Here is an 18870-nt window from a genome sequence, read left to right as displayed (position 1 = left end):
CTCGCGTGATCACTGTGGTGGGTATCGGCGCCGACGGATGGGACGGCATCTGCGAGGCGGGCCGCACCCTGGTCGAGAGCGCCCGCGTGGTGCTCGGTGGACCCCGGCACCTCGACCTCCTGCCCGACGTGCCGGGGCAGCGCCGCGAGCCCTGGCCCTCCCCGATGCGTGACCGGCTGCCAGCACTGCTCGCATCCCTGGCCGAAGAAGCAGCCGCCGGACACGTCGTCGCCCTCGCCTCCGGCGACCCGCTCGTGTCCGGGATCGCCACGACCCTCATCGACCTCCTCGGGACCGACGAGGTGACAGTGGTCCCGGCGATCTCCTCAGTCGCCCTCGCACGGGCGGCGATGCGCTGGCCGGCAGAGAGCCATGCCGTCGTGAGCGTCGTGGGTCGAGACGTCGCGCTGGTGCGCCGCGAGCTCGCCCCTGGCCGTCGGATCCTGGTGCTCTCGTCCGATGAGCAGACCCCGAGGGACATTGCGGGGCTCTTGGTCGCCGAGGGGTACGGCGACAGCGAGGTCACCGTGCTCGGTGACCTCGGCGGGCCGGAGCAGAGCTCGTTCCGGTTCGAGAGCGCCGTCATCCTCACCGGCACTGAGCTCGATCTGCCTCGGCTCAACGTCGTCGCGATCGACTGCGTCGGCCCGGCCCTCGGCGGTTGGGTCGCCGGTCTGCCCGACGACGCCTTCGAGCACGACGGCCAGTTGACCAAGCGCGACCTGCGTGCCAGCGCCCTCGCACGGCTCGCCCCCGTCCCGGGCGAGCACCTGTGGGACGTCGGGGCCGGCGCCGGCTCGGTCGGGATCGAGTGGATGCGCGCCCACCCGTCCTGCATGACCACCGCCGTTGAGGCCGACGCCGACCGCGCCACGAGGATCAGCCGCAACGCCGCGCGTCTCGGCGTGCCGGGACTCGAAATCGTGCACGGCCGCGCCCCCGACGCCCTCGCCGGACTGCGCACGCCCGACGCGATCTTCGTCGGCGGAGGCGCCACCCGCGACGGCGTGATCGACGCCTGCCTGACGGCGCTCCGGCCGGGCGGCCGGCTGGTCGCGCACGGCGTGACCCTCGAGACCGAGATGCTGCTCGGTCGGCTCTACCTGCAGCACGGCGGCGAACTGACCCGAGTCTCGGTCGAGACCAGCGCACCTGTCGGCACCTTCACCGGCTGGACTCCGGCCCGTACCGTCACCCAGTGGGCACTGACGCGCTGAAGCCGTACCTCTCCTCATGCAAGACACTCGCCAACGGCGAGCGGTGCCGCCAGCCGTAGCGCTCCAGATCAGGTACCTCCGGCAGCTCCGAGACGGCACCGACGCAGAGCCACGCCACCGGCCGCACGTGCTCCGGCATGCCGACGAGATCGCGCAGGAACTCCTCGCGGTAGAAACTGACCCACCCCACCCCGAGGCCCTCGGCCGTCGCGGCGAGCCACAGGTTCTGGATCGCGCAAACCACCGAGTAGAGCCCGGCATCGGCGATGGCGTGTCGCCCGAGCACACTCGGCCCGCCGCGAGTCGGGTCGTAGCCGACCACGATCCCGAGCCGCGACTCACGGATCCCTTCGACCTTGATCCGCGAGAACGTCTCGGCGCGCTCACCGCTGAGCGTCGCCGCGAACGCGTCCCGCTCGAGCGCGACGTGGTCGGCGAAAGCGCTGAGCGTGGCTGGCGAGCGGACCAGCACGAAGTCCCACGGTTGGCTCATGCCGACGCTGGGTGCACAGTGAGCCGCCGACAGCAGCCGCTCCAGCACCTCGGCCGCCAACGGCTCACCCGTGAATTCTCGGCGAGTGTCACGACGACGGTTGATGACGTCGTAGAGCTCCATCAGAGCCCCCGATCACCGCGTCGCTTCGAGCTCCGGTCGCGGGCCGCGTCGTAGAGATAGGACTCGCCGCCCTCGCGGGCCAGCGCCCAGCCGACCAGGATCACGGCCGCCTGGCGCAGCCCTGCCGCCTCCACCACCTCCGAGATGGTCGCCACCGTGCCACGCAGCACCTGCTCCCCGGGCTGGCTCGCTCGGTAGACGACGGCCACCGGGCAGTCCCCGCCGTACTCCGGCTCGATCTCGGCCATCAGCTCGCGCACCCGCGTGATCGCCAGATGCAGCACGAGCGTCGAGCGGGTCGCAGCGAACGCCGCCAGCGACTCGGACTCCGGCATCGCGGTAGAGCGGGCCTGGGTGCGGGTCAGCACCACCGACTGCGCCACCAGCGGCACCGTCAGCTCGCTCCCGACCAGCGCAGCAGCGGCAGCATAGGCGGGCACCCCGGGCGTCACCGACCAGGCAACCCCGGCAGCATCGAGCCGGCGGGTCTGCTCGTGCAGCGCGGAATAGAGAGACGGGTCGCCGGACGTCAGCCGCACCACCGTCTGCCCCGCGCCAGCTGCGCCGACCATCCGCGCGACCATCGTGTCGAGGTCGAGGTCCTGGGTGTCGACGAGCTCTGCGCTCGGGCCGACGTGGGCGAGCACGTCGGGATCGAGGTAGGTGCCGGGATAGAGCACCAGGTCCGCCTGCGCCAGCAGGTGCGTCGCGCGCACGGTCAGCAGGTCGGCCGCGCCCGGACCGGCGCCGACGAAGTGGACGGCAGCACTCACCGCACGTACCTCGGCGTCCACACGCCGGCGCGGCTCACCCGCGTGCTCTCGGCACCCACGATCAGCAGGCACTTCATGTCGATCGTCTCCGGGTCCAGGTCGGCCAGCGTCGTGACGGTCAGCGACTCCTCGTCGCGCCCGACGTCGCGCCCGACGATGACGACGGTCTCCGGCTTGCGATGCTCCAGCAGGACACGGTGGGCGGTGGCAATCTGCTCGGTCCGGGAGCGGGAGGCCGGGTTGTAGATCGCTAGCACGAGGTCGGCGTCGGCGACGGCGCGGAGGCGCCGTTCCACGACCTCCCACGCCTTGAGCCTGTCGGAGAGCGAGACGACGGCGAAGTCCGCCCCGATGGGCGCACCGGCACGGGCGGCCACCGCCTGCACGGCGCTGACCCCCGGCAGCACCCGGATCGGCACGCCCGCGTACGCCGGGTCCTCGGCCGCCTCGAAGACGGCTGCCGCCATCCCGAAGACGCCAGCGTCGCCACCCGAGACGACCGCGACCCTCTCCCCCGCCTTGGCCAGGTCGAGCGCGACACGAGCCCGGTCGACCTCGACGGTGTTGCCCGACGCGTGGCGGGTCAGTCCGGCACGCTGCGGGACGCGAGCCACGTACGGGGCGTAGCCGACCACGTGGTCGACCTCGCCCAACGCCGCCGAGACCTCCGGCGTGAGCCAGTCGTCGGGGCCGGGACCGAGGCCGACGACCAGGAGCTCAGCGGTCCGCTCGTCGTCCGTCGCGGCGGATCCACTCGGCTCCGCGTCGCGAGCGCGCAGCCGGTCAGCGGTCGGCCGGCTGGCGGTGTCGCCGGGGACGACGATCAGGGAGAAGTAGGGCACGGAGTCCGGGTCGACCTCGGCGACCGGCAGCCAACGCTCCTCGGACTGCGACGCCCGCTCGACGTACCAGGCGCCCTCGAGCCGCCCGGCCTGCGCCAGCGCGGAGCGCACGGCCGGGAACGTCCGGCCGAGCTTCATGATGACCGCGGCCTCTGTGTCGGCCAGCCGTCTCGCGAGTTCCGGCTCGGGCAGCGTTCCGGGGAGGACGGTCAGGACATCCGTCTGTCGGACCAGCGGGCCTGAGCTGCCAGAGATCGCCGCTGCCGCCGCCGCGAACGCGGGCACGCCCGGCACCACCTCGGTCGGGTAGATCTCCTTGAACCGGTCGTGCAGGTACATCGACGAGCCGTAGAAGAGCGGGTCGCCCTCCGAGAGCAGGACCACGTCGCGACCCTCGTCGAGGTGAGCCGAGAGCCGCACCGCGCAGGACTCGTAGAACTCGGCCATCGCCCCGACATACCCGCCGGGGTGGTCGGTGGTGCCGGTGGTGACCGGATAGCGCAGCTCCTCCTCGATGGCGTCGGCCGGAATGACGCCGTCGGCGATGCGGCGCGCGTGGGACTTCTTCTTCACGCCCGCGTGGTACGCGACGACGTCGGACGCGCCGATGATCCGAGCTGCCTTGAGCGTCATGAGCTCCGGGTCGCCGGGGCCGATGCCGACGACCGTGAAACGGCCGGTCATTCTGTCTCCTGGGCGAGTGCGTTGAGTGCTGAGGAGGTCATCGCCGATCCCCCGCGACGGCCGCGGACCGTGGCGTAGGGGATGTCGATGCCGTGCTCGGCGTGGAGGTCCACGAGAGCCTGCTTGGATTCGGCGGCGCCGATGAAGCCGACCGGGCAGCCGACGATCGCCGCAGGTCGCGGGCCACCGTCGATAATCATCTCCAGCAGGTGGAACAGTGCAGTCGGAGCGTTGCCGATGGCTACAACGGCACCGTCCAGGCGCGGCTCCCACAGCGAAACGGCGGCGGCGGTACGGGTGGTGCGCCACTCGCGGGCCAGCCCGGGCACCCGCGGGTCGTTGAGCAGGCAGACGACGTCGTTGTCCTTCGGCAGTCTACTGCGGGTGACGCCGGTCGCGACCATGGTTGCATCGCACAGGATCGGCGCGCCCGACTCCAGCGCGGCCCGGGCAGTCGACACCATCAGCGGATGCACGATCAGGTCATCAGCGAGGTCGACCTGCCCGCTGCCGTGGATCATGCGGACCGCGAGCTTCTCGGCATCAGCCGGAACCGCTCGCAGGTCGGCCTCTCGCCGGATGGTGGCGAAGGAGTCGACATAGATCGCGGGTCCGGAGTCGACGTACTCGTAACGGCGCGGTGGCCTGCGCAGGTTGGTCATCTGCTCTCCTCGGGAATGAGCACGCCACGCCACGGTGTGACGACCACGTGATCGACTGCTGCGGTCAGGTCTTCGATGACCTGGCGGTCGAGACCGGTCTCGGAAACCTCGACATGACGCCCGCCGGCCACCAGTCCGAATGGCAGCGGCTCCGCCGGGTCGGGCAGGCCTGGGTCGGGCGGGCTCGGTGGGACGAGGGGCTCCGTCAGCTCGGATACATGCCAGGCCGCGTCCGGGCCGTTGCCCCGGCGTACGACGAACTCCTGCGTCAGATCGACCATCCGCCCTGCCGCCTCCTCGAGCGGCACGATCGTCCCCCACCCGGTCCCGATCCGCAGCTGAACCCGCGTCGAGTCGAGTGCCGCCAGCCCGAGATCGCAGCTTCGAGCCAGAAGGTCGCCGCGTCCGTCGTCGAGCACGAACAAGAACCGTCCCGGCAGGGCCGCGAGATCCGGGTCGGCGCACAACCGGTCGTCGAGCTCGCGTGCGACTGCCCGGAGGTCGGCGCGGCCCCCGGCCAAGCCGGTTTGCGGGGACACCATCACATTGCGGGCCAGCTCGTGGGTCCTGGTCGGCAGGAGGCCGGTTCGCTCGAGGGCGGCGAGCGCCTCGGACGACAGCCGGCCTTCGGAGCCGGGAAAGGCACGCACCTGAAGGTTCGCCCGCGACGTCGTGTGCACGCTTCCGTCGCCGTACTCCTCAGCAACCTCGACGAGCGACCTCAGCGCTGTCGAGGGAACTCGGCCCCCGATCAGCCGAAGCCGGACGAGGAGGCCGTCGGCCGCCTGCCATGGTCGGAGGGCGCCAGGACACCGGTCGGCGCGAGTGCGGGAGGCTGACACTGCCAGGACCTATCTGGTCAGGGACCCTGTCGCGGAGTCCACGTACGACCTGGCGACGGTTGTCACCAGTGCCAGCAGGTCTTCGGACTCGGGATCAACCGGCGCGAGGCACCTTCCCAGAGCACTGCTCCAGTGGCGTGTTGCCTCGCCCGTCACCCTCACCGCTGCGCGTCAGTCCCGGAATCTCACCGGGTTCCCTGACTCCACGAGTGAAGTACGACTGGCACCGAGCACACTAGCACCTCGCCACGACGGGGAGAACTGGCGCCTGTGACCAAGCTGGTCCCGACCACCGCGTGTCGCGCAAAGCGAGCCCGAGGTGCGCTCCAAGGTGCATTCGGAGGGCGTTGGGACCGTCAGGTCAGGTCGCTCCCCTGCAGGTCAGAACCCGCTTTCTCCAGGAGCGCGACGACCTCCACGTGACCGGTCATCGGGAACAGGTTCGGCCCCCTGAGCGTCAACGCGATCATTTGCGATCGGACGCCTTCGTATCCCAGAAACCGCACCTGACCTGCAGCGATGTCGTTCTCGACCCTTGTGGGCGTCGGCGCGGGGTCGCAGACCTTTGCGAATCAAAGCGAGCCCAATCCGAGCCCTCCCGTCGACAGCTGCCTACGAGGGCACCCAAACCGCGGTTGCAGCGCCGCAGCGACGCACTCTCGGAGCCTTTCGATCAGGCCCTCGACTCGCCACCGAATCTGGAACCCAATCCGTACCGCAGGTCGGTCGGTTCTGACCGATTTTCATGGTCCGCGTGAGGTGCGCGCGACGAGCCCCCGACGGCCGTCACACGCCCCTCCCCGATCGTCGACGTCACAGCCGCTGGACGGATCGGCCGTCCCAGAGGAGGACCTGGCCGTTGGCGACCTCCCCCACCGCGGAGCCCCCGGGCAGGAGACGGAACAGCTCACCGTGCGCCACCACGACGTGCGTCATCGCCGGGTCGAGGTCGGCAAGGGCAGCCAATGTCCTGCGCACGACCTCAGCTCGGCGCTCCACGCCACCATGGGCGAGCGCGACAGCCGAGGCCCGTCCGGTCCAGGAGACCGTGCGTCGGTGGTTCGTCCCCTGGAAGAGGCCGAAGTGCCGTTCCCGAAGACGTTCGTCGACAAGTTGGCTGGCTCCCAGACGGGCCGCCACCACCTCGCCCCCTTCGACCGCCCGGGTGAGGTCGCTCGAGGTCACGCGCACCGCGTCTGTGGACGTCAGACATAGGGCGAGGAAATCAGCGGCCTCGACCATCTGGGCACGCCCAGCACCTGTGAGCCGCGGATGTGGCGTCTGTCCCTGTGTAACGCCTTGCGCGTTCCACTCCGACTCTCCGTGCCTCAGGAGGTAGACCGGCTGCTTCACGCGCGCCATTCTCCCGTAGGCTGCGGAAGATCCACGGCGCAGGAACCCGGTGAGACTCCGGGGCGGTTCCGCCACTGTGATCGAGCACGCGTGCTCGAAGCCAGACACTGGCCGTGGGTGAATCCGACCGCTACACGGGGCGAGAACCCCGGAGGAGGAACCCGGCACATGGCCGCGTCCGCACACATCTGCCTGCTCTCCACGTCCGACACCGACCTGCTCTCGGCCCGGGCCAGCGGCTCGAGCTTCGCGCTCGCCAACCCGTCGCGCAGCACGAGCAGCGAGCTGGATGCGGTCCTCGCGGGTGCCGACCTCGTCGTCGTACGTCATCTGGGCTCGCCCCATGACCTGTGGGAGGGACTGGCGGCCGTCCGCGCCGCCGGCACACCGTTGGTGGTCCTCGGCGGTGAGCAGCAGCCCAGCGCCGAGCTGATGGAGCTCAGCACCGTCCCGATCGGCGTCGCGACCGAGGCGCACCGCTACCTGGCCGAGGGCGGGCCGGCCAACTTGGCCCAGATGCACGCGTTCCTCTCCGACACCGTCCTGCTCACCGGTGAGGGCTTCGAGCCCCCGGCGGTCGTGCCGTCATGGGGCTTCGCCGAGCGAGGCGCACCCTCCGACCCCTCACTGCCGAAGGTCGGCATCCTCTACTACCGCGCCCACCAGGCCAGCGGGAACACCGCCTTCGCGCACGCCCTGGCGGACGCCGTCGACGCCACCGGTCAGGCCGTGGGCGTACCCATCTTCGCCGGCTCGCTGCGCAGTGCGCCCGACGAGCTCTTCGAAGCTCTCGGCCAGCTCGATGCCGTCGTGGTGACCGTCCTGGCCGCCGGCGGCAGCGTCCCGGCCTCGGTCAGTGCCGGCGGCGACGACGAAACCTGGGACGTCGAGCGCATCGCCGCCCTCGACATCCCCGTCCTCCAGGGACTGTGCCTGACCAGCAGCCGTGAGGAGTGGGAAGCCAACGACGACGGCGTCACGCCGCTCGACTCCGCGAACCAGATCGCCATTCCGGAGTTCGACGGGCGCATCATCACCGCACCGTTCTCCTTCAAGGAGATCGATGACGAAGGTCTCCCCCGTTACGTCGCCGACCCCGAGCGTTGCGCCCGCGTGGCCGCCATCGCGGTCAACCACGCGCGACTGCGTCACGTCCCGAACGCAGAGAAGAAGGTCGCACTCGTCCTGTCGGCGTACCCGACCAAGCACTCCCGTATCGGCAACGCCGTCGGACTGGACACCCCGGTCTCCACGATCCGCCTGCTCCGACGACTCCGAGACGCCGGGTACGACCTGGGCGGCCCCGGCGCGGTACCAGGCCTCGACCTCGAGGACGACACACAGGCGGGTGACGCCCTGATCCACGCGATGATCGCCGCGGGTGGGCAGGACGAGGAGTGGCTGACGTCCGGACAGCTCACCGATGCGCACGTGCGCATCGACGCCGACCATTACCGCCGCTGGACCGCCCACCTGCCGCAGGCCCTGCGCGACTCCATGACCGAGGCGTGGGGGGAGGCTCCTGGTTCCCTCTTCGTCAACGACGCCGGTGAGATCGTGATCGCCACGCTCGTCGCCGGGAACGTGGTCATCATGATCCAACCGCCCCGCGGCTTCGGCGAGAACCCCGTGGCGATCTACCACGACCCCGACCTCGCCCCGACCCACCACTACATGGCGGCCTACCGCTGGTTGGAGGAGTCCCCGGAGTCCGGCGGCTTCGGCGCGCACGCCGTCGTGCACGTCGGCAAGCACGGTTCCCTGGAGTGGCTGCCGGGCAAGAACGCGGCGCTCTCCGCCGAGTGCGGCACCGACGCGGTGCTGGGCAACCTGCCCCTCTTCTACCCGTTCCTCGTCAATGACCCCGGCGAGGGCGCACAGGCGAAGCGACGCGCCCACGCCACCATCGTCGACCACCTGATCCCGCCGATGGCGCGCGCCGAGACGTACGGCGACATCGCCCGCCTGGAGCAGCTGCTGGACGAGTACGGCAACATCGCCGCGATGGACCCGGCCAAGCTGCCCGCGATCCGCGGGGAGATCTGGCAGCTGATGAAGGCCGCCGAGATGCACCGGGACCTCGGTCTCGACGAGCGCCCCGGCGACGAGGAGTTCGACGACTTCCTGCTGCACGTCGACGGCTGGTTGTGCGAGATCAAGGACGTCCAGATCCGCGACGGACTCCACGTCCTGGGTCAGGCACCCTCCGACGAGGCCCTGGTGAACCTGGTCCTCGCGGTGCTGCGCGCCTCGCAGGTCTGGGGCGGGGTCGGCAACGCCGTCCCCGGGCTCCGAGCAGCACTCGGCCTCTCCGACGGCGCCTCGACCGCGCAGGTGGACGCCTTCGAGGCCGAGGCACGGGGTCTCGTGGAGGCCTTGGCCGCAGCGAACTGGGACCCCACAGTGGTGCCCCAGCTCCACGAGGACGCCGACGTGCGGGCCGCGCTGAGCTTCGCCGCCACCGAGGTGGTGCCGCGCCTGGCCAGCACGACCGATGAGATGGACGTGCTGCTGCACGCCCTCGAGGGCGGCTACGTGCCCGCCGGCCCGTCCGGCTCGCCGCTGCGCGGCCTGGTCAACGTGCTGCCGACCGGCCGCAACTTCTACACAGTCGATCCCCGCGCCATCCCCTCGCGCCTGGCCTGGCAGACCGGTCAGGCGATGGCCGAGTCCCTCGTGCAGCGCTACCTGGACGAGACCGGCGAGTACCCGAGCTCCGTCGGCCTGTCGGTGTGGGGCACCAGCGCGATGCGCACCTCCGGTGACGACGTGGCCGAGGTGCTCGCGCTGCTCGGTGTACGGCCCGAGTGGGACGACATGTCCCGCCGGGTGAACAACCTGCAGGTGATCGACCTGGCCGAACTCGGCCGTCCGCGCATCGACGTCACCGTCCGCATCTCGGGCTTCTTCCGCGACGCCTTCCCGCACGTGGTGTCGATGCTGGACGACGCGGTGCAGCTGGTCGCCGCCCTGGACGAGCCGGACGAGATGAACTTCGTCCGCGCCCACAGCCGGGCCGACCTGGCTGAGCACGGGGACGAGCGCCGGGCCACGACTCGCATCTTCGGCTCCAAGCCCGGCTCCTACGGTGCGGGCATCCTCCAGGTGGTCGAGTCGGGCTCGTGGCGCGACGACAACGACCTGGCCGAGGTGTACACCGCGTGGGGCGGTTTCGCATACGGCCGAGGCCTGGACGGAATCGCCGCGGCCGAGGACATGCGCACCGCGTACCGACGGATCAAGGTGGCTGCGAAGAACGTCGACAGCGCTGAGCACGACATCGCGGACTCCGACGACTACTTCCAGTACCACGGCGGCATGGTGGCCACCGTGCGCGCGCTCACCGGCTCCGACCCGAAGGCCTACGTCGGCGACTCGACCTCCCCCGACGCCGTCCGGACGCGCTCGCTGCAGGAGGAGACGAACCGGGTCTTCCGGGCTCGCGTGGTCAACCCCCGCTGGATCGGGGCGATGCAGCGCCACGGCTACAAGGGCGCATTCGAGCTCGCAGCCACCGTCGACTACCTGTTCGGGTTCGACGCCACCGCCGGGGTCGTCCACGACTGGATGTACGAGTCGCTCGCCAGTTCATACGTGCTGGACGAGACCAACCAAGCGTTCCTGCGTACCTCGAACCCGTGGGCCCTGCGCGGCATCGTCGAGCGGCTGCACGAGGCCGCCGAGCGTGGCCTGTGGGCGGAGCCCGACCCGGAGACGCTGTCGCAGCTGCAGAAGGTGTACCTCGAGGTCGAGGGGGACCTGGAGGACGAGGCGTGAGTGCCCACCTGCACGTTGTCGGCTTCGGCACGGGTCCCGACCACCTGACCCGGGACGCCGTCCGCGCCCTGCTGGACACCGACTACGTGCTCGCCGTGCGCAAGCACGAGGACGACGAGCTGCTGCAGGTGCGCCGCGCGATCTGCGAGGAGTTCGAGGTCGAGCTGGTCGAGGTGCCCGACCCGCAGCGTGACCGGGACGACCCAAGCGACTACCCCGCCGCAGTGCGCGACTGGCACGCCGCCCGGGTGGCGGCCTTCGCCGACGCGGTGGCCGAGCGGGGTGGGCGGGCGACCTTCCTGGTGTGGGGTGACCCGTCGCTGTACGACTCGACCCTGCGCGTGGTCGAGGGCATGGCGGCCGATCCCCGCCTGGCCGGTCTCACCTGGGACGTCGTGCCCGGCATCAGCGCTCCCCAGCTGCTGGCCGCCCGGCACCGCATCGTGCTGCACCCGGTCGGCACGCCAGTGCACGTCACCACCGCCCGTCGCCTGCGCGACACCGTCGCTGCGGGCCAGCGCAACGTGCTGGTCATGCTTGGCTCCGAGGCCAGCCTCGACCAGCTCGAGGAGCTCCCCGGCTGGCAGATCTGGTGGGGCGCCAATCTCGGCTCGGACGGCGAACAGCTGGTGGCCGGCACGGTCCGCCACGTCCTGCCGCAGGTGCGCGAGGCCCGCGCCCGAGCCCGAGAGCTCGCCGGTTGGGTGATGGACGTGTACCTGCTCCGCGCCCCGGAGGGCCCCGCATGAGCGGGCTGTTGGTAGCCGGGACCACCTCGGACGCCGGCAAGTCGGTGGTGACCACCGGGCTGTGCCGGGCCTTCGCGCGCCGCGGGGTCCGGGTGGCGCCGTACAAGGCGCAGAACATGTCCAACAACTCCATGGTCTGCCAGGACCCCGCGGGAGGCACCGCCGAGATCGGCCGGGCCCAGTGGGTCCAGGCGCTCGCCGCCCAGGTGACTCCCGAGCCCGCCATGAACCCCGTCCTGCTCAAGCCCGGTTCCGACCGACGCAGCCACGTCGTGGTCATGGGGCAACCCGCCGGGGAGGTCTCCGCCACCGACTTCGCCACCGGGCGACGGCACCTCGCTGCGGCGGCGCACGCCGCGTACGACGACCTCGCGGAACGGTTCGACGTTGTCGTGGCCGAAGGAGCGGGCAGCCCGGCCGAGATCAACCTGCGCTCCAGCGACTACGTCAACATGGGCCTGGCCCGCCACGCCGACCTCCCGGTGGTCATGGTCGGCGACATCGACCGGGGCGGCCTCTTCGCCTCGATGTTCGGCACCCTGGTGTTGCTGGAGCCGGCGGACCAGGCGCTGCTGGCTGGCTTTGTGGTCAACAAGTTCCGCGGCGACCTCGGACTGCTGCGCCCGGGCCTGGACCAGCTGGAGCGGATGACCGGTCGTCCCGTGCACGGAGTGCTGCCGTGGCACCCCGACCTGTGGCTCGACTCCGAGGACGCCCTCGACCTGGAGGGTCGCCGCGGCAAGGACGGCGCCCGAGTGCGGGTCGCGGTCGTACGGCTCCCCCGGATCAGCAACTTCACCGACGTCGACGCCCTGGGTCTGGAGCCGGACCTCGACGTCGTCTTCGTCTCCGACCCCCGCGACCTCGCCGACGCTCACCTCGTGGTGCTGCCGGGTACGCGCGCCACGCTCGCCGACCTCGCGTGGCTGCGCTCGCGCGGGCTCGACGCCGCGATCAAGGCCCACGCCGCGGCGGGTCGTCCGGTGCTCGGCATCTGCGGCGGCTTCCAGATGCTCGGCCGCACGGTCAGCGACCCCAACGGCGTCGAGGGGGCCGTCGGCGCGCACGCCGAGGGGCTGGGCCTGCTCCCCGTGACCACCACGTTCGCCGTGGAGAAGGCGCTGCGCCTGCCCGTCGGCGAGGCGCTCGGGGCGGCCACGACCGGCTACGAGATCCACCACGGGCGGATCAGCCGCGACGCAGGCGCTGAGGAGTTCCTCGGCGGGGCCCGCTCCGGTCAGGTGTTCGGCACGATGTGGCACGGCAGCCTGGAGGGGGACGCCTTCCGGGCCGCCTTCCTCGCCGAGGTCGCCGCCCTGGCCCCCTCCGGCGCCAGCTTCCCGGCCGCACGGGAGCGCCGGATGGAGCTCCTCGCCGACCTCGTCGAGGAGCACCTCGACGTCGAGATGCTGCTGGCGCTGGCCCGTGACGGAGCGCCTGCTTCGCTGCCGGTGCTCACCGTCCCCGCTCTCCCACAGGAAGGTGCACGATGAGGGTCCTGCTGCTCGGAGGCACTGCGGAGGCGCGCGACCTGGCCCAGCTCCTGGTGGAGGCCCGGGTGGACGTCACCTCGTCGCTCGCCGGGCGCGTGGCACGTCCGCGCCTACCGGTGGGACCGGTCCGCATCGGCGGTTTCGGCGGCGTCGCGGGCTTGCGGACCGCGCTGGCCGACTACGACCTGGTCGTGGACGCCACCCACCCGTTCGCCCGTGGCATGAGCGCCAACGCCGTCGAGGCCTGCGCGGCCGAGCAGGTACCGCTGCTGCGCTTCGAGCGTCCCGGCTGGGAGCCGGATCCGGCCTGGCGGTACGTGCGCACACACGCCGAAGCAGCGCAGGTGGCGGCAACACTGGGGCAACGTCCCTTCCTGACCGTCGGACGGCAGGAGCTCGCCCGCTTCGTGCCCGAGCTGCGCGAGGCTCCGGTCCTGGCCCGTGTCGTGGACGCCCCCGACGTCGACCTCCCTGCGCGGTGGCGGCTGCTCACCAGCCGCGGGCCGTACACGCTCGAGGGCGACCTCGCGGTCATGGCCGACCACGGCAGCGACGTCCTGGTCACCAAGGACTCCGGCGGGACGTACACCTGGCCCAAGATGCAGGCCGCTGCGCAGCTCGGTGTCCCTGTGGTCGTCGTGGAACGGCCGGAGCCGGACCCCCGCGCGCAGGTCGTGCACGCGGTGGGCCCGGCTCTCGAGTGGGTGCTGTCGCACCGCTGACTCAGACGACCGCCTTCGCGGTGGTGTCGACCCGCCCGAGCAGCCACGTCAGGGCCACGCCCAGGGCGCCCCAGAGCGCGGCCAGGGTGAGGACCGAGGAGATCCGGAACTCCCACAGCACGTCGGCGGGGAAGGCACCGAGCTCGTTGACCGTCGGCATGGCGAGTGCCGCGACGGCGACCACGATGACGTAGGCGACCCCGGCCACGACGACACCGGTCCACGCGCCACGTGCGGCGGCGAGCCAGCGGCCCAGGAACACCGTTGCGACCATCGCGACGATGGAGATCAGCGCGAAGGCGAAGTAGTACGCGGTGCGCGACCCGATGGTGTCACCGCTGCCCACGGCCGGCGGAGCAGCCGGGTACTTCAGGAAGGGCACCAGCGCGTAGGCGACGAAGCCGAGTGCGGTGACCAGTGCGGTCGAGCCGACGATCGTCAGACGTCCCAGACGTCCAGCGACGGCGGCGGCGATGAGGGCGATGATCCCGCCCAGGGCGACGCCGATGGCGATCGTCGCAGTGGCCAGGCCCCAGGTCTTCTGGGTGGTGCGGGTGATGCCGCCCTCCTCCTCGTCACCGTGCGAGTGGGCGTGCCCCTCCTCCGTGGCAGCCGCGGCGTGCGTGTGGTCGCCGTCGCCCTCGGCGTGGGTGTGGACCTCGTCCGCGCCGCTCTCGGCCGGAACCTCCGCTGCCGCGGCCTCCTCCAGGCCGATGGCGGTGTCGATCGGCGGCTCGCCGACCGTGAAGGCCACGCCGAAGGCCACGATGCCGGCGATGAGGCCCGCGAGCAGGCCGCGGACCAGGAAAGTACGTGCGTTCACTTGTGATTCCTGTTTCTGTGGTCGTCGAATGAGCCGTGCACGCAGCACGACGCGCCCGACGCCCCAGCGCCGTGATCGGCGCAGGGGTCGGGAAGGGAGACCGCACTCAAGGGCGGTCGGAGCTCAGCTGTGCTGACCCAGCGAGGGGTCAGTGGCAGGGGTAGCCAAGCAGGTGACGACCGTCGTGGACCCACTCGTGCACGGCGGTGCCGGCGAAGAGTGAAACCGCACCCTGGTCGATGCTGACGAAGAAGACGACCAGCACGGACAGCAGGCCGAAGAACAGTGCCCACGGGGCGAGCTCACGAAGGTCGACCGTCGGGATCTCGACGGCGGGAATGGCGGTGGCACCGGACAATGGCGCGGCAACAGCGTGCGACATGTTTCCTCCTCAGGGTTCTGCGCCCTGGTGATGTGGGGATGGACGAACGCCCGGGTCTGACTTCACCCTCCGAGGACGGTGTCACAGCAGCGCGACTGTGCCGGACTCTCACCGGCTTCCATGGCATTCGCTGGGGCCAGCGTACGCGGCGTGCCGCCCCCTGAGGACGCCGACCCACGGACTGGTACGGTGCCGGTGCCGTGGTGCACGGGAAGCCGGTGGAAGACCGGCGCGGCCCTCGCCACTGTGAGCGCGGAGTTCCGCGACCTCACCGACACTCCGGTGTCGGGACCACTGGGTGCACACCTGGGAAGGTCGGTCGCAGGACGGCGATGCGCGAGCCAGGAGACCGGCCACGGCGCGTTTCGTATCCAACGAGGTCCTTGGAGAAAGATCCCATGATTCGCCGTGCCGCCATGCCCGGACTGTCACTCGCCGCAGGCGCCGTCCTGCTCCTCGCCGGTTGCGCCGGCGCGCCAGAGAAGGAGACGGCGACCGCTGAGAGCGGCGACCGCTTCCCTGTTGAGCTGGTCAACTGCGACCACGAGGTCGTCGTGGCGTCCACGCCCGAGCGTGTGGTGACTCTGAACCAGGGCGCCACCGAGGTGGTGCTCGCCCTCGGGCTGGGTGACCGCCTCGTCGGCACCGCCTACCTCGACGACGCGATCTCGGACCGGTGGGCCCAGGAGTACGAGCAGGTACCGGTGCTGGCCGCGGAGTACCCCACGAACGAGGCTCTCCTGGAGGCAGAACCCGACCTGGTGTACGCGTCGTACGCCTCCGCCTTCGACAAGGGCGTGGCGGGTGACCGCACCGTCCTGGCTGGCTCGGGAATCCAGTCGTACCTGTCCCCCTTCGGCTGCCCGGACAAGAGCCAGCGCCCGGCCCCGACCTTCGACGCCGTGTGGCAGGAGCTGGACGACGTCGCGGAATTGCTCGGCGAGCCCGGCACCTCGAAGGCGCTCGTGTCCGAGCAGAAGGAGACGCTCGAGAGCATCCGCGACGCTGCACCCGGTCAGGGCCTGACTGCCCTGTGGTACGACTCAGGTGACAAGACGCCGCTGGTCGGCGGCGGCCAGAGCGGACCACAGCTGATCCTCGACGCGGTCGGTGCCGAGAACATGTTCGACGACATCGAGCGGGGTTGGGGCGAGGGCAGCTGGGAGGACGTTCTGGCAACCGACCCCGACGTCATCGTCCTGGCGGACGCCAGCTGGTCGTCGGCCGAGGAGAAGAGGGCCTACCTGGAGAAGGACCCCGTGCTGAGCGAGCTCACCGCCGTGAAGAAGGGCGCGTTCGTGACCGTGGCCTACTCCGAGGCCACGCCCGGAGTTCGCATGGTCGACGGCGCGGCCTCGGTGGCCAGCCAGCTGGCGGATCTCGACCTCCGGCCGTGAGTGTGGCCCGCCTCGCAGCGGGCCGGGCAGTCGTCGTGGTGACGCTCACGGCGGCGGCACTCGTGGCCAGCGCTGCGGTGGCGCTCTCCCTGGGATCGGTGGACGTGCCCGTGGCACGCGTCCTGGCCGTTCTCCTGCGCCGGCTCGGGGCGGGCGGGGAGGTCACGGTCCTGGAGGACCAGCTCGTCTGGCAGCTGAGGCTGCCACGAGTGATGGGGGCGATAGCGGCAGGGGCGGTCCTCGCCCTGTGCGGGGCCGTCCTCCAGTCCCTCACGCGGAACGACCTGGCCGACCCCTTCCTCCTCGGCGTCTCGAGCGGCGCCACGGTGGGCGCGGTGACCATCATGGTCCTGGGCATCGGAGTAGGCGGGCTCGTCGCCAGCGCGGCCGTGTCCGTGGCCGCATTTGCCGGGGCGCTGGCCGCGCTCGCCGTGGTCCTGGTGATCGCGTCCGCCGGCGGTCGGGGGCTGAGCCCGCACCGCACCGTGCTGGCCGGCGTCGCGGTGGCCTACCTGTGCAGCGCTTACACCTCGGTCGTGGTCATCATGCACGGCGAGGGCGATGCCGCCCGCAGGGTTCTGAGCTGGACGCTCGGCTCGCTCGCGGGGCTCCGGTGGGACAGCACCCTCGTGCTGCTGGGCGCGGCGCTGGTGGCGTTGGTCTGGTTCTTCGCCTATGCCGAGCGGCTGGACGCCTTCACCTTCGGGGAGGTGTCCGCGCAGTCCTTGGGCGTGCCCGTCACCTCGACGCGCTGGGTGCTCATGGTGGGCACCGCCGTGGTGACCGCGACCACGGTTGCCTACGTCGGAGTGATCGGCTTCGTGGGGTTGGTGGTTCCTCACCTCGTCCGCCCCCTGGTGGGCAACCGGCACAGGGCCGTCCTGCTCGCGTCGGCAGCGGGCGGATCTCTCCTGCTGATGTGGGCCGACACCGCCGCACGCTCGTTGGTCGACCGTCAAGAAGTCCCCGTGGGTGCGCTGACCGCCTTGCTCGGCGCACCCGTCCTGGTCTGGCTGATGGCAAGGAGGCCTCGCGCATGACACATCGCGACCTGTGCGTGCACTCATCGACCCCCGACCTGCGCGCGAGCGGAATCGTCGTCCGGCTCGGCGTCGACGTCGTGCTCGACGACGTCGACGTCCTCGCCCGGGGCGGCCGGGTCACCGCACTGCTGGGGCCCAACGGGTCCGGCAAGACGACCCTGCTGCACGTTCTCGCCGGCCTGCGGAAGCCCGACCGCGGCACCGTCCTGGTCGGAGACGTTGCGATCCGCTCGTTGTCGCACCGCCGCCGTGCCCAGACCGTCGCCCTGGTCGAGCAGCATGCGACCACGACCACGGACCTCACCGTGCGCCAGGTGGTCGCGCTGGGTCGCCTCCCCCACCGACGGATGCTGGGCGCGCGCGGCGACTCGGGTGCCGAAGTCGTCGACACGGTCATGGACCTCGTCGGGCTCACGCACCTTGCCGACCGCGGGTGGACCACGCTGTCTGGCGGTGAGCGCCAGCGCGCCCACCTGGCCCGCACCCTGGCCCAGCAGCCGGCGGTCCTGCTCCTGGACGAGCCGACCAACCATCTGGATCTCGGGCAGCAGCTGCGGTTCCTCGCTCTGGCTCGAGACCTCGGTCTGACCACGGTCGCCGCCTTGCACGACCTCGAGCTGGCGACGGCCTTCTGCGACGACGTGGTCGTGCTCAACCACGGCCGTGTGCACGGCCAGGGGCCGGTGACCTCCACCCTCACCGCCTCGTTGCTGCGCGAGGTCTACCACGTCGACGCTTCGCTGGACCCCCACCCCCGCCTGGACCGTCATCACCTGGTCTGGGACGGCCATGTCGAGGAGAACTCATGACTGTCCACGTCCTCGTGGGCACATCGCCTGCCGACGCCGCCCGGCGCGCGGAGCTGGCGGCGCTCGCCGACGAGCTCGACGCCGAGCTCGCGTTCCTGCAGCTGGCCTCCCCCACGCTGGGAGACGTCCTCGAACGACTCGCGAGGAGCCGCGAGGCCGAGGTGGTGCTCGTCGGTGTCTCTGGCGGCCCGGGTGGTCCGGGAGTCTCCTGGCTGCGACGGGTCGCGGCCGACTGGTGGCGGGCGTTCGGCGATGGCGCGCCCCGGGTCAGCACCGCGCCCGCCTTGATGGAGGAGACCTCGCAGTGGCGGGCGCTGGTCGAGCTGGCACGCCCGATCACCCACGGCGGCCCGGGACTGACGTCGGCCGCGTGGGAGGACGTCCCCGAGCACCGTCACCAGGTGTTCGTCTGCCGTGGCCCGCGCTGCACGGCGGCCGGCGCGGAGCCGGCCTGGAAGGGAGTCGTGCTGGGGCTCATGGGAGCCGGTCTCGGCGACGACGACGTCCTCGTCACCCAGACCGGGTGCCAGTTTCCGTGCAACCACGCTCCGGTGGTCACTGTCCAGCCGGACGACGTCTGGTACGGGAGCGTCGACGAGGAGGCAGCCGGCGCCATCGTCTCGCAGCACCTGGTGGCCGGGGTGCCGGTGGAGCGGCTCCGACTCCCCCGCCGCCGCAAGGAGTGA

General features: G+C 71.3%; 17 protein-coding genes and 3 riboswitches. Of the genes, 9 read left to right on the top strand and 8 right to left on the bottom strand.

The genetic code is table 11. From position 1 onward, the window contains the following. Positions 1-5: 5 nt before the first annotated feature. Positions 6-1217 (top strand): bifunctional cobalt-precorrin-7 (C(5))-methyltransferase/cobalt-precorrin-6B (C(15))-methyltransferase, encoded by a 1212-nt coding sequence (locus tag YWM_RS0100800; RefSeq protein ID WP_028849109.1) that lies wholly within the window; start codon positions 6-8, stop codon positions 1215-1217. On the opposite strand, the gene bluB is transcribed toward YWM_RS0100800, so the two are convergent. The 6 genes from bluB to YWM_RS25000 all read right to left on the bottom strand — a co-directional run bounded on the left by bluB (position 1192) and on the right by YWM_RS25000 (position 6989). Beyond that, positions 1192-1833 (bottom strand): 5,6-dimethylbenzimidazole synthase, encoded by a 642-nt coding sequence (bluB, locus tag YWM_RS0100795; protein WP_028849108.1) that lies wholly within the window; start codon positions 1831-1833, stop codon positions 1192-1194. The two genes, YWM_RS0100800 and bluB, sit on opposite strands and share 26 nt — an antisense overlap. After that, entirely contained in the window at positions 1833-2606 is a 774-nt protein-coding gene (gene cobM / locus YWM_RS0100790; RefSeq protein WP_028849107.1) for a precorrin-4 C(11)-methyltransferase, read from the bottom strand. Before cobM ends, bluB begins: the two co-directional genes overlap by 1 nt. Next, entirely contained in the window at positions 2603-4132 is a 1530-nt protein-coding gene (cobJ, locus tag YWM_RS0100785) for a precorrin-3B C(17)-methyltransferase (protein WP_028849106.1), read from the bottom strand. Before cobJ ends, cobM begins: the two co-directional genes overlap by 4 nt. Beyond that, the gene (locus YWM_RS0100780; protein WP_028849105.1) at positions 4129-4794 is read right to left on the bottom strand and encodes a precorrin-8X methylmutase; all 666 of its coding nucleotides are present in this window, start codon (positions 4792-4794) and stop codon (positions 4129-4131) included. The genes cobJ and YWM_RS0100780 overlap by 4 nt, the downstream gene beginning before the upstream one ends. Then, positions 4791-5636, bottom strand: a complete 846-nt coding sequence (locus YWM_RS0100775; RefSeq protein WP_211232398.1) for a sulfite reductase subunit beta — start codon at positions 5634-5636, stop codon at positions 4791-4793. The genes YWM_RS0100780 and YWM_RS0100775 overlap by 4 nt, the downstream gene beginning before the upstream one ends. A gap of 56 nt (positions 5637-5692) precedes the next feature. After that, a riboswitch (cobalamin riboswitch) is annotated at positions 5693-5876 on the bottom strand. Positions 5877-6449: 573 nt separating this feature from the next. Next, entirely contained in the window at positions 6450-6989 is a 540-nt protein-coding gene (locus tag YWM_RS25000) for a histidine phosphatase family protein (protein ID WP_169720945.1), read from the bottom strand. Beyond that, a riboswitch (cobalamin riboswitch) is annotated at positions 6989-7119 on the top strand. (Overlaps the previous gene by 1 nt.) Before the next feature lie 38 nt (positions 7120-7157). Here YWM_RS25000 and cobN point away from each other — a divergent pair. The 4 genes from cobN to YWM_RS0100745 are packed head-to-tail and all read left to right on the top strand — an operon-like array spanning position 7158 to position 13730. Beyond that, on the top strand, positions 7158-10766 hold the full coding sequence (gene cobN, locus YWM_RS0100760) for a cobaltochelatase subunit CobN (protein WP_028849103.1): 3609 nt from the start codon (positions 7158-7160) through the stop codon (positions 10764-10766). Beyond that, complete coding sequence (cobF, locus tag YWM_RS0100755; protein ID WP_028849102.1) at positions 10763-11515, top strand: precorrin-6A synthase (deacetylating); 753 nt, start codon at positions 10763-10765, stop codon at positions 11513-11515. The genes cobN and cobF overlap by 4 nt, the downstream gene beginning before the upstream one ends. Continuing rightward, positions 11512-13008 carry a cobyric acid synthase gene (locus tag YWM_RS0100750; protein WP_028849101.1) on the top strand — a complete coding sequence of 499 codons (1497 nt, stop codon included), beginning with the start codon at positions 11512-11514 and terminating at the stop codon, positions 13006-13008. The genes cobF and YWM_RS0100750 overlap by 4 nt, the downstream gene beginning before the upstream one ends. Continuing rightward, positions 13005-13730 carry a cobalt-precorrin-6A reductase gene (locus YWM_RS0100745; RefSeq protein WP_028849100.1) on the top strand — a complete coding sequence of 242 codons (726 nt, stop codon included), beginning with the start codon at positions 13005-13007 and terminating at the stop codon, positions 13728-13730. The genes YWM_RS0100750 and YWM_RS0100745 overlap by 4 nt, the downstream gene beginning before the upstream one ends. A gap of 1 nt (position 13731) precedes the next feature. On the opposite strand, the gene YWM_RS0100740 is transcribed toward YWM_RS0100745, so the two are convergent. Both YWM_RS0100740 and YWM_RS0100735 read right to left on the bottom strand, forming a co-directional pair. Beyond that, complete coding sequence (locus tag YWM_RS0100740) at positions 13732-14553, bottom strand: CbtA family protein (RefSeq protein ID WP_028849099.1); 822 nt, start codon at positions 14551-14553, stop codon at positions 13732-13734. 148 nt (positions 14554-14701) lie between these two features. Continuing rightward, positions 14702-14935, bottom strand: a complete 234-nt coding sequence (locus YWM_RS0100735; protein ID WP_028849098.1) for a CbtB domain-containing protein — start codon at positions 14933-14935, stop codon at positions 14702-14704. A 184-nt stretch (positions 14936-15119) separates the two neighbouring features. Further along, positions 15120-15307, top strand: a riboswitch (cobalamin riboswitch). 26 nt (positions 15308-15333) lie between these two features. Between YWM_RS0100735 and YWM_RS0100730 the strand changes: the two genes are divergently transcribed. Genes YWM_RS0100730 through YWM_RS0100715 form a run of 4 tightly spaced genes read left to right on the top strand, consistent with a single transcriptional unit; the run spans position 15334 to position 18870 of the window. Further along, a complete protein-coding gene (locus tag YWM_RS0100730) occupies positions 15334-16332 on the top strand; it encodes an ABC transporter substrate-binding protein (RefSeq protein ID WP_028849097.1) in 999 nt (332 codons plus the stop codon). A gap of 35 nt (positions 16333-16367) precedes the next feature. Further along, a complete protein-coding gene (locus YWM_RS0100725; protein WP_028849096.1) occupies positions 16368-17372 on the top strand; it encodes a FecCD family ABC transporter permease in 1005 nt (334 codons plus the stop codon). Continuing rightward, complete coding sequence (locus YWM_RS0100720; protein ID WP_084612112.1) at positions 17369-18184, top strand: ABC transporter ATP-binding protein; 816 nt, start codon at positions 17369-17371, stop codon at positions 18182-18184. Before YWM_RS0100725 ends, YWM_RS0100720 begins: the two co-directional genes overlap by 4 nt. Next, complete coding sequence (locus YWM_RS0100715) at positions 18181-18870, top strand: (2Fe-2S) ferredoxin domain-containing protein (protein WP_028849094.1); 690 nt, start codon at positions 18181-18183, stop codon at positions 18868-18870. The genes YWM_RS0100720 and YWM_RS0100715 overlap by 4 nt, the downstream gene beginning before the upstream one ends.

The organism is Thermocrispum municipale DSM 44069 (genome assembly GCF_000427825.1).
In the GTDB taxonomy this organism is placed as follows: domain Bacteria; phylum Actinomycetota; class Actinomycetes; order Mycobacteriales; family Pseudonocardiaceae; genus Thermocrispum; species Thermocrispum municipale.
Note: the sequence above shows the minus strand (reverse complement) of the source record. Positions and strands in the feature narration are given on the sequence as shown.